Origin of the sequence: Enterobacter sp. MGH 37 (genome assembly GCF_000534515.1) — a bacterium.
Lineage (GTDB): Bacteria > Pseudomonadota > Gammaproteobacteria > Enterobacterales > Enterobacteriaceae > Enterobacter > Enterobacter kobei.
The window spans coordinates 2131217-2145712 of sequence record NZ_KI973205.1 but is presented as its reverse complement, the minus strand read 5'-3'; the positions used below and the strand labels follow the sequence as shown (position 1 = coordinate 2145712).

The following is a 14496-nucleotide window of genomic DNA, read 5'->3' as shown; positions in this document are numbered from 1 at the left end:
TGAGGAAGGGAAGATGCGCCGTACAGAGGTGTTGGGTTGTCTTGCTGCATTACTGATCGGCCACAGCGTGCAGGCGGTGAGTTATCCCTTACCACCGACGGGCAGTCGTCTGGTGGGCAGCTCGCAGGTCATCATCGTGCCGGATCGCAATACGCTACCGCTGGAGGCGTTTGCCGCGCGCTACGGACAGGGCCTAAGCAATATGCTGGAAGCAAACCCGGGCGTGGATCCTTTTCTGCCTACGTCCGGCACCCGGCTGGTGATCCCCCAGCAACTGATTTTGCCCGACACCGTCCGCGAGGGGATTGTCGTTAACGTGGCGGAAATGCGTCTCTACTATTATCCACCGGGCAGTAATACCGTTGACGTATTGCCCATCGGCATCGGTCAGGCCGGGCGTGAAACTCCGCGAAACTGGGTAACGGCCGTTGAGCGTAAGCAGGAAGGCCCCACCTGGTCTCCGACGCCGAATACGCGGCGCGCCTATGCGGCAGAGGGGAAAACGCTTCCAGCCTTCGTGCCCGCCGGGCCGGATAACCCGATGGGCCTGTATGCGATATATATCGGCAGGCTGTATGCGATTCACGGCACTAACTCGAATTTCGGTATCGGGCTACGGGTCAGCCAGGGATGTATTCGTCTGCGTAACGCCGATATCAAATATCTTTTCGATAATGTTCCCGTGGGCACCCGTGTGCAGATTATCGATCGCCCCGTTAAAGTGACGACAGAGCCGGACGGTAGCCGATGGGTGGAGGTTCATGAACCGCTATCACGCAATCGGGCGGAATTCGAGTCAACCCGGAGAGTGCCTCTGCCCATTTCGGCCGCGCAGCGGACACAGTTGATTAACGAGGGCGCGGGAGCGGAGCTGGAACGTCGGTCGGGGATGCCGGTTAAGATCGGTATGTGAGGTGATTTTCGCCGGGTGGCGGCTTCGCCTTACCCGGCCTAAGATTCGAGGTTTTTGTAGGTCGGGTAAGGCGAAGCCGCCACCCGACAATTTTACCAGATGCAGAAAAGCAAAAAGCCCGCTCGTAAGCAGGCTTTTCAAATTTGGCTCCTCTGACTGGACTCGAACCAGTGACATACGGATTAACAGTCCGCCGTTCTACCGACTGAACTACAGAGGAATCGTGTGAACGGGGCGCATATTATCGACGTCAGCCGCGCTTGTCAAAGGGTGGATCAACGCCTTTTGATCGTTTGCTGACAAAATCGGCAATGTGATGTTTTTGACAGCGTAATGCACCGCTTTGGTGCGTATATACCTCTAATGGGGCAGATCATAAACTGCTGTTTCAGTAATAAAACCCCCCTCCATGATTAGGTTTCCTTATTTTCAGGCGCTTAGCGAGGAATTCAGACCGCCCGGTAAAAGTGGCATTCATATTGCAAAACCTGTTCAACAACGATAGCCAGTACCGGCAAAGCATTTCGAACAGGGGGCAAAATGAACTTAAGACGACTGAAATACTTCGTAAAAATCGTCGATATCGGCAGCCTGACTCAAGCAGCAGAAGTGCTGCATATCGCGCAGCCTGCGCTGAGCCAGCAGGTGGCTACTCTGGAAGGCGAGATGGATCAGCAATTATTGATTCGTACCAAACGCGGCGTCACGCCAACGGAAGCCGGAAAAATTCTTTATACCCATGCCCGCACTATTCTGCGCCAGTGCGAACAGGCGCAACTGGCGGTCAACAACGTCGGCCAGACCCTCAGCGGGCACGTTTCCATTGGTCTTGCGCCGGGCACTGCGGCGTCTTCTATCACCATGCCGCTGCTGCAGGCCGTTCGTGCTGAGCTGCCGGAAGTGCTGGTCTATCTGCACGAGAACAGCGGTTCGGTACTCAATGACAAACTGCTCAATGGCCAGCTGGATATGGCGGTCCTTTACGATCGTTCTCCGGTCGCCGGGATCACCAGCCAGCCGCTGCTGAAAGAAGATCTCTACCTCGTGGGCACCCGCGACTGTCCGGGGCAGAGCGTCGATCTTACCGCCGTGGCAGAAATGAACCTCTATCTGCCGCGTGATTACAGCGCCGTGCGTGTGCGCGTGGATGAAGCATTCTCCCTGCGTCGCCTGACGGCCAAAATCATCGGCGAGATCGACTCACTCTCCACGCTGACCGCGGCCATTGCCAGCGGAATGGGCGTCACCGTGTTGCCAGAATCCGCAGCGCGCTCGCTCTGCAGTGCGGCAAATGGCTGGATGGCACGGATCACCACGCCTTCGATGAGCCTGCCGCTGTCGCTCAACATGTCCGCACGCGGCTCGCTGACGCCACAGGCGCAGGCGGTAAAAGAGATTTTGATGTCGCTGGTCAGCAAGCCATCGCTTGAGAACCGTGAACTCCAGCTCGTGAGCTGATATTCCATAAAAGCATAAGTTGCGGGTTTTTATTATTTGTTCTGCAGTGCGGCTGACTCTAACAATAGCGTTATGTCAGATGCGCCGGAGTGAATCGTGAATTTCCAGCAACTTAAAATTATCCGTGAGGCGGCCAGGCGGGATTACAACCTGACCGAGGTCGCCAATATGCTTTATACCTCTCAGTCCGGCGTCAGTCGCCATATCCGCGAGCTGGAAGAAGAACTGGGGATAGAGATTTTTATCCGTCGCGGCAAACGTCTTCTTGGCATGACGGAGCCGGGCAAAGCCTTGCTGACCATTGCGGAGCGGATCCTCAACGAAGCCAGCAATGTGCGCCGCCTGGCGGATCTCTTCACGAATGACGCCTCGGGCGTTCTCACTATCGCTACCACCCACACCCAGGCGCGTTATAGCCTGCCGCCGGTGATTAAAGCCTTCCGCGAACTCTTTCCCGACGTCCGCCTGGAGCTTATCCAGGGGACGCCGCAGGAAATTGAAGTGCTGCTGCAAAACGGTGGGGCAGATATCGGCATTGCCAGTGAACGCCTGAGCAATGACCCGCTGCTGGTGGCTTTTCCCTGGTTCCGCTGGTATCACAGTTTGTTGCTCCCCGCCGATCATCCGTTGAATCAGGTTTCGCCCCTGACGCTGGAAGACATTGCCAAATGGCCGCTGATTACCTATCGCCAGGGCATTACAGGACGCTCGCGCATTGATGAAGCCTTCAACCGCAAAGGGCTCACGCCGGACGTGGTGCTGAGCGCACAGGACTCTGATGTAATCAAAACCTACGTCGAGCTCGGGCTGGGCATAGGTCTGGTGGCAGAACAGTCCAGTGGCGAACGCGAGGGGGGAGATCTGGTGCGTCTTGATACACGTCATCTGTTTGATGCTAATACCGTATGGCTCGGCCTGAAGCGTGGACAGCTGCAGCGCAACTATGTGTGGCGTTTTATCGAACTTTGCAACGCCGGGCTGTCCGTTGATGAGATTAAACGTCAGGTGATGGAGCCAGAAGAAGTGGCGATTGATTATCAGATTTAAGCCCTTTATAGCACCGTCTCCGTCGACAAGAAGCACAAGCCTGCAATTAAAGCAGGCTTTTTTATTGAAACCGTTTAATTTCCTGACCGCTTATTCTTAAGAATACCCTGATTAACAACGATACTTTGTAACGTCATAAGGTTGTCTTATATTTAAATATTTCTCATATTTTCCATTGAGTTACATATAAAAATAAATAACGAAATATGATTCTTTTAGGTAAGGGTAATATTTGCGTGCGGTAAAAACTCGCGGTTAAATAAAAGAGTCATTATTTTAATACCTAGCACATTTAATTGCCGTTATCTGTGGGAAATTTTCTGCCTTATTTATCATTTAATTTTATTAATTTAGATATTGATTGGTTAGCTGTGCTTACAGCTTATCCAGGAAATGCTTACTTAATTACCTGCTAAATTTCAGGTCAATTTTTTGTTATTTTTTCTGGACAAATTTGATTGGGTTGTAATATGTTTGTTTCACCCTGTGATGAAAGGCATGACATTGTGGAATCAAAAAGACTTATTACTTCTGGCAGCAGCTGGGAGGAGGCTTTCGGTTTCTCGCGAGCGGTAGAAGCAGACGGTTGGCTATATATTTCGAAAACGGGACCTCTTAATTCTTGTGGTGAGATTGAATCTGATGACATCTCACTGCAAACGGAATGCGTTCTGAATAAGATCAAGGGGATACTTGAATCCAGTGGTTATGCAATAGACGATGTAATACAAAGCAGGCTGTATCTGACTGAAATTGAAGAATGGCAGCAGGTAGCGCGTATCCATGGGCACTATTTCCGTGATTCCCGACCTGCATTTACGTTATTGCATGTCTTACCGTTTCCCGAGAAAAAAATGAAAGTAGCAATTGATATTGTGGCAAAAAAAAGACAGGGGGCGATTAATGAGTGATATCGCGCAAGAAAATCCGGTTTCGCCGTTATTTATCTGGTTCGCCAGCATCGCGGCGGGTACGGCTATGGCAAATAACTATATTCTTCAGCCCGTATTGCCCGCTATCGCGGCATCTTTGCAGTTGCCTCTGTTTTATACCGGCTTCATTGCGGCGAGCATGCAAATAGGTTATATGCTGGGAATACTGTTTCTTGTTCCGCTTGGAGACAGCGTTAACCGTAAGAAACTGATTATTTCTCAGTTTATTCTCCTCTCACTTGCGCTCTTCGCCGCTTCCCTGACCCGTCAGCCGTTGCTCCTTTTTAGCGCGGGAATAGTGACAGGCGCCATGGCGACAAGCGCAGTGCAACTGAATGCGCTTGGATTTCACATTACGCCAAAAGGCGCTACGGTCGGACTGATCACCATGGGCATTTCGGCAGGAATTTTGCTCGCGAGGCTCGTGGGCGGCAGTCTGGCCGATGCGCTTGGCTGGCGAGGGATGCTGGCCATCGTCGCAGCCGTTATGGCCTCCATGGCGCTACTGGCCATCAGATGCCTGCCTGATGTTAAACCCGCAAGGGAGACGGGGTATCTGAGCGTCATGGTGCAATTGCCGGGCTTGCTGCGTAACGTGCGGCTTATTGAATCTGCCGTCACCGGAGGGGCATGGTTTTTCGTCTTTAGCCTGTTATGGGTGACCATCATGCTTCATCTGCAAAGACCGCCACTCCATCTGCCAGCGGGAACAGCCGGATTATTTGGCCTGGCGGGTATCGTCGGTCTTGTACTGGCGAACTATGCGGGGAAACTGGCTGACCGCTTCGGGTGTCGCAGCGTGATTTTTGGCGGAATGGTATTTGTGGTTGCGGGAATAGCCATACTATTTCTTTTTCCTGCGTCCTTACCGGGAATTACGCTGGGCATTATATTATTCGATTTAGGGTGTTTTGCCGCGCAGGTGGCTAACCAGACGCGGGTTCTCGGATTACATCCGGATAAAAGAAGCAGCCTCTATGCGCTTTATATGTTCTTTTATTATGCATTGGGCGCAGCCGGATCCGTTACCGGTCCGTGGGTTTATGAAAGGTGGGACTGGCAGGGCATCTGTTTGCTGAGCCTCGTTATGGTGATGATAGCGATGATAACCACCGCGATGGGGTATTTTAACGAGAACAGCGTCGCCCACGTTTCGAACTAAACACTTTTAATATCAATAAACTCAACGCTAGCATTGGCGGGGATACCCATGTTTATTATTCAGCTTTCGGTAATTGTTTTTGCCTGCTATGTCGTCGGCAAACTTATGGAGCAAATAGGTCAAACACAGGTTATTGGCCATATTTCTGCAGGCGTTTTATTGGGACCGACTTTCTTTCCCGGAATAATGTCTCTGTTCTCATTTCAAACGTCTTTATTTAGCCAGGAGTCGCTGACCACCATAGATAAGCTGGCGAATCTGGGCATGATTCTGCTCATGTTCGATATTGGGTTGTCGCATTTTCATGGTCATAATCATGGCCGTCGAAAGCAGACTATCGCTGCATTGAAAATAGCGTTCCTGGGCATGCTGCTGCCGTTTATCGGTGGCATGTTAGCGGGAAATTCGGTACATGCCGAACTGGCGCCACAAACCGATCGTCTTTTATTTAATATCTTTATGGGGACGGCGCTGGCGGTATCCGCTCTGCCGGTCATTGTGCGAATCATTGAAGATTTAAAAATGCTTCACCTGGCCATCATTCCTCCCGTCATTACCGCTGCCATTCTTACCGATGTGGCAGGCTGGGGGATTTTGGCTTTGGACAGCGTATTTGCCGCGGTTGAAGGAAAATCTGATTCGCTGTGGTCGTATTTGGCGGTCGTGACGGCAGCCCTGGTACTTTATGGGTTGGTGACCGGCAAAGTCGTGGTTCCCCTGCTTATACGGTATGCGCACAGGCCGGAGATGAGATTTCCGGCGATCATTTTTTGGATTTTGGTCAGCGCGTGGGGAGCGGAGTATCTTCACCTGCACAGTGGTTTCGGTGCCTTGCTGGCGGGCAGCATGTTCGCGCGGATCCCCGGGTTAGCGAAGCAATGGCATGCGAGTATGAACGGTTTCATGCACTATCTTTTACTTCCCGTGTTGTTTGTCAGCGCCGGTCTGAAAACGCATTTCGACTTCAGTATGGCAACGCAGGACATTGCCTGGATAATTGGGTTCACCTTACTGGCATTTATAACCAAATTCAGTGGTGCTCTGCTCGGGGCGCGTATTTCAGGATATTCCCTTCGTGAAGCCTCTATGATTGGCGCGCTCATGAATACGCGTGGTCTGATGGAGCTGGTTGTGCTGTCTATCGGGCTCGAATTGCATCTTATTTCACAACGAGTCTACTCCATTATGGTCATCGTGGCGCTCGTGGTAACGGCAACCACACCGCCAATATTACGTTGGTTAAATAAAGAATCATCTTCCGCTGTAGTAAATAAAACACTTGAAAACATTAAAGGGTAAAATTATGAAGCTGGATATGCCTGTAATTGTCGATCGTATTAAAGAAATCATCGCTGAACGTATTGGTCTGGATGTCGAGCGCGAAGATATTGCTGACGAGACCGGTCTCGCCTCAATGGTAGGAATGGATTCTATTGGATTTGTAGAATTACGCTTCCAGTGTGAGGAAGAGTTTAATATTAAAGTTGAAGATAAAGAGTTTTCGCCCGCGAATTTTTATTCGTGCCAAACCCTTTCGCGTTTCATTATGAATAAGCTTGGAGCCTGAGAATGTTAACGCGAGCAGAAGAATGTGCCGCATTTGTTCCCTATGAGCCTGCCGGTTTATTTTCTCCGGTGCAGGCAACGTCTGCGGTGGGGACCAGCGGCACTGAAGGAGAGAGTTATCAATACTATGTCGATTACTGGCAGCGGCAGAGTCTGGAACCCGGTCGGGTGGTGCTGATAGCGATGCCGAACTGCCCGGACTTGATGTATATGTTCTTTGCTGTCCTCAACAGTGGCTTTGTGCCTGCGCTGATCCCGCCGCTCACGCCAGCAGAACGCATCCTGCAGATGCTTGAGGACTTTGCGGCGGGGGCGCTGGTGCGTACGCCGGTTCAGCCAGGACGATGGCAGGAGCTGGGCGTAAGCGCAGCTGAACCCCTCGGGCGCTGGCAGGTGGGAAAATGCCGTGATGGCGGACCCGTACAGACACAGCCGGGGCAGGTCGTGATAGCCACGTCCGGCACGTCGTCGTCGTTCAGCAGCGGCTGTGTCCATCATTTTGATTCGCTGCGGCGTAACGCGCTGCGTCATGCCAAAAGTATCGGCATGAGCGCCAGCGACAGGGTATTGATCAGTTTGCCGATGTGCTATTCCACCGCGCTGGTTGCCCAGATGATTGCTGCCCTGGAGACGGGCTGCGAAATTGTTATCAGTGGACCTCCGTTTTCTGTACCCCATTATCTGGATGATTTACAGCGATACGGCGTGACCCTAAGTTCGCTCACGCCCGTATTGCTGCGACAGTTGAACGCCTGGGAAACAACGCTTCCGCCGGGGTTAAACAAACTGACGATTGGGGGCGATTTGGCTGCGCCGAATGAGGTGGAAGCCTTTTTACTCCGACAGCCATGGCTTGAGTTATATCTGACTTATGGCATCAGTGAGGCCGGACCGCGGGTGTCGACATGCCCGGCTCATCTGCTGGGGAGAGGATATTATGCGTCAGCCGGACGTCCTATTGACCAGACGGACGTTCGTATCCTGCCCGGTGCAGACGGCCAGGACGGGCAGGGGGAGTTGCTAATTAGTTCTGATACGTTGCTCGTCAAGCGCATTGGGCGCGGTAACCGACAAACGTTCATTGAGCTTGATGGCAAACGCTGGCTTCGCACCGGAGACATCTTCTTCCAGGACGCTGATGGGTTCCTGTTTTTCAAAGGCAGAATCAGTGATTTTATTGTTATCAGGGATGAGAAAGTCAATATCGGCGCCGTGAAGCAGCTGTGCCGGGAAATTAAAGGGGTGATGACCTGCAAGACCCAAATTGTCAATGAAGGGGATCAAATTGCGGGATTCGATATTGTTTTGACCTGCGATGAATCAGTGATCAATGAAACCAATTGCCAGCAGCACAGTGCCAGCCTGCTGAAAAAACTCAAACGCCACGAACGGCCACGTAATATAAACTTTGTTTATTGTGGCGCGGCCTCTTTAACACAATATAAGTAAGGTGATGTTATGAATGATGAACTTCGGGAACTGGCACGGGCAGTCATTGAAAAATATCACCTGGCGAGCCTTGATGATATTCTACGTGAAGTTCCAAAAACAATGTGCCATGTCCTTCAGGAATCAGATGTGTTTGAAACATGGCCGGCAGACATCGTTCGCCTCAAATTTCCTGAGGAGCATTGGGATTATTATATTTCACGTTACGAGCATTTTCGCGACGAGGTCATACGTAACCTGACACCTCAGGATTATCTTCGTGAAATGCTGGGTCAAACACAGCGCTTGCCCTGCTTCTGTTCGGAAATGGCCGATGTCTCGGCAATACTGTATAGCCAGATAATCAACAAGCCAGTGTATTCTCTTCGGAATATTTTTGTGAATTATCTTTATTTGCCCCGCCCCTGGCATTGTATTAATGCAGTAGTGGAAGATGATCGCATTCGATATTTTGATATTTCTGCTTATGCACAGGTTCTGGACCGTAAAAGAAGGAAAGTGGTTAAGCCTGCCGAGCTCGAAGGATTTGATGCGACAGACATCGCATTTGATTTTATTGAAAGTCCACGCTGGCTACAAAAAGAACCTTATCAACGAAAGATAGAGTTAACGGCAGGCGAGATTAAAGATAATTTTTCTCCTTCTCCGCTTGAAGATAAACCTTCAAACGAATTTTTGCGCGCGTTCCACTGATATATCGTTAATTCACTTTAACCAGCTTACCGTACTATTTTGCGGTAAAGGAAAAAATGATGACTACTACAACGTATGTCGCCAATGTTGTCGGCATGGGATGGACAACTGCGTCTGGCGATCGTATCGAGGATGTTTTCCAGACTTTACTGGAAAAACAAACCGGTATTGCGCCTGCGCCATCGGATCGAAGCTTGCGTACCGATTTGGCCGCCATGCTGCCGGGTGAATGGCCTGCCGAAATGCGCGAAAAATTGATCGCTCTGACGAAACGCACGGCCCGCCAGGCGCTAGAGGATTCGGGTGCAGCAGAACCTGTGCCGGAGGAGCGACGCTTTTTGATTGTCGGAACCAGTCTGGGATTCCGCCTCGACAGCGAGGCGTTTTGCCGGGAGCCGCTCGACGGCTGGGTCAACGAGGTAGCGGAGTCGCTGGGAATGGAAGGGATAGCCCTTTCTACCGCCTGCTCCTCGGGCTCGGATGCTCTTCTTCTGGGGGCGCATTTAATTGCAACGGGGCAAGCCGATCTGTGCGTGTGCGGCGGCGCCGATATTCTTACTGATTCAAAACGTCTGGCCCATAGCGCATTAGGCACGCTCTCACTTTCTACCCTGAAATCGTTCGATGCTACACACGAAGGAACCATTCTCGGAGAAGGGGCCGGTTTTCTGGTGCTGCAACGAGAAGGCGGCTCTGCACCACGCGTGCTGGCAAGGCTTGTCGGTGCTGGGGCGTCTAACGATGCGGCAGGCTTGACCGCGCCGGATGAGCAAGGCAATGGCATCCGCCTGGCATTGCAGCGTGCCCTGACGCAGGCGGGACTTGAACCTGGCGATATTGCGCTTATTAATGCGCACGGTTCGGGTACCCTGACCAACGATCGGGTTGAAAGCAATGCCTATAACCAGTTTTTCACACATCGTCCCTGGGTCTTCGCGACGAAGGGCAATTTTGGCCATACGCTGGGGGCGACAGGGGCGCTGGAAGCCATCGCGCTCATTCATAGCCTCAATGCGGGCACGATCCCCCCGGTGTATGAACTGAAAAAGCCGATTGATGGCCTGCGTTTTAATTTACCTGCCGCGCAGCCTCAGCCCTTAACGGGAAAGACCGGGTTAAGCATGACGATTGGGTTTGGTGGTTTTAACACCTGCCTGATATTTACCGTAATGTAAAAGGTGGGGCAGCTAATGAAGATCGTTTCTACGAGTACCGCACGCTCATTAATCTGGTCTGATTTAGATGAGACCTTGCGCCGGGGGCTAAAAACAGCCGACCCATTGTCTTTAAATGTGCTGTTTACTGTCGATGAACTTTATCAACAGCACAAGGGATTGCTGGATAATCATCTTGAAAGCGTCGGGGTTATTCAGTTTGGCACGGCATTCCCAGTGAATACCAGCGAGAAAATTATTCATGACATGGCAATAAAATCGCGCGTCTCTCCGGTCGATTTTATTAATGCCAATGTTGGGGCACCTATTTCCATTTGCTGTACGCGCTATCGCTTTCAGGGACCCACCATGGTACTGACAATGCCGCAGCGCACTGGCAAAGAAATTGCCCTGTCTCTGGCGAGAGAATGGTTAACACAACAGGCAACATATCTTTTTCTGATTCAGGCAGATCACACGCGTGAACATGAAATCGAAATAACAACTCAGCTAGTCACTCAGTAATATTATTAAGGGTAAAGCAATGAAACAAAGTCATTATGATGTGGCCATCATCGGGAGCGGTATTGCAGGAACCATGCTCGGCGCTATTCTGGCAAAACAGAAATTAAACGTGGTAATTATTGATGCCGGTACCCATCCTCGCTTTGCCGTCGGAGAATCGATGGTGCCGGAAAGTGCTGTACTGTTGAAAATTCTGGCGCGTCAGTACAATATTCCTGAGCTGGCGTGGCCGGGGGAAATTCACGCGCTGATGGAAAATATTGGTACGTCGAGCGCCGGTATTAAACTGGCGTTCAGCTTTGCATGGAACGGTAAGAATAAAGCGCATAATCCCCAGGACGTTGTGTCGACACCCGTATTGTCGCCGGAAGCGCATCTGTTCCGTCAGGATGTTGATGCCTATTATCTGGCGCTGGCCGCACGTCTGGGGGCCGATATTCGCCAGCAAACCCGCATCCAGTCGATTGAAGAAACCGGCGACGGGATGCTGCTGGATCTGGGAAAAGAGCAGATAAAAGCCAGGTACGTCGTGGATGCAGCAGGCTATCGTTCACCGGTTGCCGATAAGTTTGGCCTGCGCGAAGGTGCACGTGAGATGCAGAGCCGTACGCGTTCGTTGTTCACCCATATGACAGGGGTCAAACTGTATGAAGACGTCATCGCCTCAACGGACGTGACCGGTTCGCCGACCCCGCTCTCACAGAGCACGCTGCACCACATGTTTGAAGGCGGATGGCTGTGGATTATTCCGTTCAACAACCACCCCTATTCGACCAATACCTTATGCAGCGTCGGCCTGCAGTTCGATATTGATAAACATGGTCCCGCAGGCGATCCGGAAGAAGAGTTTACCCGTTTTCTCGATGAGCACCCCTCCGTTGCCCGTCACTTTGAGAGCGCGGCACGGGTACGCGAATGGACCGTTGCACCTCGTCTGAATTACACCAGCCGCGAAAGCGTAGGGGAGCGTTATTGCCTTTTAGGCCATGCAGTGGGCTTTGTCGATCCGCTGTTCTCGCGCGGGTTGGTGAATACGTTCGAATCGATTCTGCGCGTCGCGCCTAAAATTGTTCGTGCCGTCAGACAGGATGACTGGTCAGCAGCGAATTTCGCCAGCTATCAGGATTACAGCCTGGAAGTGGTGAAGGTAAACGACAGGCTGGTGGCAAATTCATTCACCGCATTTGATAGCTTCCCACTGTGGAATGCGTGGTTCCGTATCTGGATTAGCGGCAGTTACATCGGCGTGTTGCGTCTGCGTAAAATCCTCAGCGACTATCAGCAGCACGGTGATGACGAGCGGCTTGAGAAGGAATTTGAAAGCGCAACCTATCCGGGACATCTTTCCATTGAGAGCCCTTACTATGAGGCTATTTTCGATAAGGCCTGCGAAACAATGGAAGCCTATCGCGCCGGTAACCTTCCAGAAAAAGAGGTAATCGCTACGCTTCATTCGCTTTTTGCTGACAACCGCGAGCATTTCCCCATCGATTTCTCTGATTTCACCAATCGTTACCTGTCCCGGGCAACGGAGGAATTTGCCGATTCTCTGTTCTACTGGGCTCATAACGCGCCTGGCGGAATCGGGCACTTGTTCGACCGCGGAGATAAACCGGTCCGTTTCGATTTCCTCGATCCTTACCGCTATGGCGATCGTCAGCAGTTAAACCAGCATGCAGATGCCATGTTGCAACAGGCGCGTCATCAATAACCTGACGGGCGGTTGTTCCGACCGCCCCCTGAGGAGAGCGTTATGGATACTGTAGTCGAGCAGCTTTTGCAGCGACGGGAGGGTGCCGTCGCCCGTGGTATTAACCAGATGCATCCGGTTTATATTCAACGAGCGGAAAATGCGGTGATGTATGACGTCAACAACCGTCGCTACATTGATTTTTCCGGCGGCATTGCCGCGCTCAATACCGGCCATCTTCATCCCAACGTTATCGCGGCCGTTGAACGCCAGCTGCACCAGTTTACCCACAGCTGTTTTGCCGCCACCCCTTATGAATCGTATATCGCGGTGTGTGAACGTATTAACGCCTTAATGCCGGGAGATTTTGACCGACGGAGTTTTCTCCTGACGACGGGGTCCGAAGCGGTGGAAAGCGCGCTTAAGGTTGCCCGCGTGGCCACGCGGCGAAGCGGTGTTATTGTTTTCAGCGGTGCCTATCACGGGCGTACGTTTATGACCCTCGCGATGAACGGCAAAATTGCGCCCTACAGCCAGGGGATGGGGATCATGCCCGGCCCGGTCTTTCGGGCACCCTTCCCGCAGGGAGAGACGGAGCGTGATATTGCTCAGGCGCTGGCGGGCCTCAAGATGATATTAACGAGCGACATTGCCCCCCAGGATGTGGCCGCTATCGTCATCGAGCCCGTTCAGGGGGAGGGCGGGTTTTACGTCGTGCCGCCTGCGTTTATGCGTGCTCTGCGTGAACTCTGTGACCGGGAAGGCATCGTGTTAATCGCGGATGAAGTTCAGTCTGGCGCGGGGCGCACGGGGACGTTCTTTGCTATGGAACAAACCGGTGTTGACGCCGATTTAATTGTGTTCGGTAAATCCGTTGCCGGCGGACTTCCGCTGTCTGGCGTGGTGGGTCGTGAGTCGCTTATCAACCAGGTGGCACCGGGCGGTCTTGGTGGAACCTGGGCAGGCAACCCGCTTTCCTGCGCGGCAGCGCTGGCGGTACTTAAGCTCTTTGAAGAGACGGACCTGCTGGGCGCAGCCCGGCGTCTGGGTCAACGTCTGCGCTCCGCCTTAGTGTCCATTGTCAGCCCTCTGTCGATTGGCTATGAGATACGCGGGACTGGCGCCATGATTGCGCTGGAGCTTTTTTCTCTGGAGCATGGAGAGCGAACGCCGGCGACCGGGCTTATCGATCGGTTAGTCAAAAGCTGTGCCCGTGAGGGGCTTATTCTTCTTAAATGCGGCAAACAGGCAAATGCTATCCGCTTTTTAATGCCGCTAACGATTGAAGACAGCGTTCTGGATGAAGGGCTGACAATTTTTGCCGGCGCGCTGCAGCAGCAGGTCGCGTCTTCAGGCTTAGCAGAGGTGAAATAAAATGGCGCAGTTTGATAGCCGAACATTACGGAACGTATTTGGTCAATTCGCAACTGGCGTGTGTGTCGTGACCATGATGGATAAAGATAACAATTTCCATGGGCTAACCATCAGCAGCTTTAACACCGTCTCCCTGGAACCCCCGCTGGTGCTCTGGAGCCTGCGCAAGCAATCCTGGTACGCTCAGCATTTTCTGGAGGCGGACGCCTTTGCGATAAATGTCCTGTCGGGCCAACAGCATCAGGTTAGCGATATTTTTGCCAGCGCGGGGAGCGACAAATTTCATCGCGTAGACCACCGGGTCAGCGGCTTTAAACTGCCTTTGATTGACGGGGCACTCGCGCATCTTGAATGCAAAATGTGGCGTCAGGTAGACGGTGGCGATCACTGGATATTCATCGGTGAGGTGGTGGATTCGTTACATACTGAAGGTGAACCGCTCATCTTTTTCAACGGTCGCTATGCCACCACCGCGGGTCTGTCGATTCCTGCCTAAAAAAAAAGGGGCTGAAAAGCCCCATAACACGCCGAGC

General features: G+C 52.1%; 14 protein-coding genes and 1 tRNA gene. 14 read left to right on the top strand and 1 reads right to left on the bottom strand.

What is annotated here, in order from left to right; genetic code table 11:
• The first annotated feature begins 13 nt into the window (after positions 1-13).
• Positions 14-913 carry a L,D-transpeptidase gene (gene ldtA, locus L383_RS13480; RefSeq protein WP_023330850.1) on the top strand — a complete coding sequence of 300 codons (900 nt, stop codon included), beginning with the start codon at positions 14-16 and terminating at the stop codon, positions 911-913.
• 144 nt (positions 914-1057) lie between these two features.
• On the opposite strand, the gene L383_RS13485 is transcribed toward ldtA, so the two are convergent.
• Positions 1058-1133 (bottom strand) — tRNA-Asn (locus L383_RS13485).
• 320 nt (positions 1134-1453) lie between these two features.
• Here L383_RS13485 and nac point away from each other — a divergent pair.
• The 13 genes from nac to L383_RS13545 all read left to right on the top strand — a co-directional run bounded on the left by nac (position 1454) and on the right by L383_RS13545 (position 14459).
• Positions 1454-2371, top strand: coding sequence for a nitrogen assimilation transcriptional regulator NAC (nac, locus tag L383_RS13490; RefSeq protein ID WP_014884446.1), 918 nt, complete (start codon positions 1454-1456; stop codon positions 2369-2371).
• Between the two features lie 96 nt (positions 2372-2467).
• Positions 2468-3418, top strand: coding sequence for an HTH-type transcriptional regulator Cbl (gene cbl / locus L383_RS13495; protein WP_023330849.1), 951 nt, complete (start codon positions 2468-2470; stop codon positions 3416-3418).
• A gap of 506 nt (positions 3419-3924) precedes the next feature.
• Complete coding sequence (locus L383_RS13500) at positions 3925-4329, top strand: Rid family hydrolase (RefSeq protein WP_032629102.1); 405 nt, start codon at positions 3925-3927, stop codon at positions 4327-4329.
• Positions 4322-5512: an MFS transporter gene (locus L383_RS13505; RefSeq protein WP_023330847.1), complete on the top strand. Its 1191-nt coding sequence runs from the start codon at positions 4322-4324 to the stop codon at positions 5510-5512. The genes L383_RS13500 and L383_RS13505 overlap by 8 nt, the downstream gene beginning before the upstream one ends.
• Positions 5513-5560: 48 nt before the next feature.
• A complete protein-coding gene (locus tag L383_RS13510) occupies positions 5561-6811 on the top strand; it encodes a cation:proton antiporter (protein WP_023330846.1) in 1251 nt (416 codons plus the stop codon).
• Positions 6812-6815: 4 nt separating this feature from the next.
• Positions 6816-7079 carry an acyl carrier protein gene (locus L383_RS13515; protein ID WP_014884442.1) on the top strand — a complete coding sequence of 88 codons (264 nt, stop codon included), beginning with the start codon at positions 6816-6818 and terminating at the stop codon, positions 7077-7079.
• A 2-nt stretch (positions 7080-7081) separates the two neighbouring features.
• Positions 7082-8527, top strand: a complete 1446-nt coding sequence (locus L383_RS13520; RefSeq protein WP_014884441.1) for a class I adenylate-forming enzyme family protein — start codon at positions 7082-7084, stop codon at positions 8525-8527.
• 9 nt (positions 8528-8536) lie between these two features.
• Positions 8537-9220 (top strand): hypothetical protein, encoded by a 684-nt coding sequence (locus L383_RS13525; protein ID WP_014884440.1) that lies wholly within the window; start codon positions 8537-8539, stop codon positions 9218-9220.
• 56 nt (positions 9221-9276) lie between these two features.
• Entirely contained in the window at positions 9277-10395 is a 1119-nt protein-coding gene (locus L383_RS13530) for a beta-ketoacyl synthase N-terminal-like domain-containing protein (protein WP_023337501.1), read from the top strand.
• Between the two features lie 15 nt (positions 10396-10410).
• Complete coding sequence (locus L383_RS0123995) at positions 10411-10899, top strand: hypothetical protein (RefSeq protein WP_023330844.1); 489 nt, start codon at positions 10411-10413, stop codon at positions 10897-10899.
• A 19-nt stretch (positions 10900-10918) separates the two neighbouring features.
• On the top strand, positions 10919-12610 hold the full coding sequence (locus tag L383_RS13535; RefSeq protein WP_023330843.1) for an NAD(P)/FAD-dependent oxidoreductase: 1692 nt from the start codon (positions 10919-10921) through the stop codon (positions 12608-12610).
• 42 nt (positions 12611-12652) lie between these two features.
• A complete protein-coding gene (locus L383_RS13540; RefSeq protein ID WP_023330842.1) occupies positions 12653-13963 on the top strand; it encodes an aminotransferase class III-fold pyridoxal phosphate-dependent enzyme in 1311 nt (436 codons plus the stop codon).
• A gap of 1 nt (position 13964) precedes the next feature.
• A complete protein-coding gene (locus L383_RS13545) occupies positions 13965-14459 on the top strand; it encodes a flavin reductase family protein (protein WP_023330841.1) in 495 nt (164 codons plus the stop codon).
• Positions 14460-14496 lie beyond the last annotated feature (37 nt).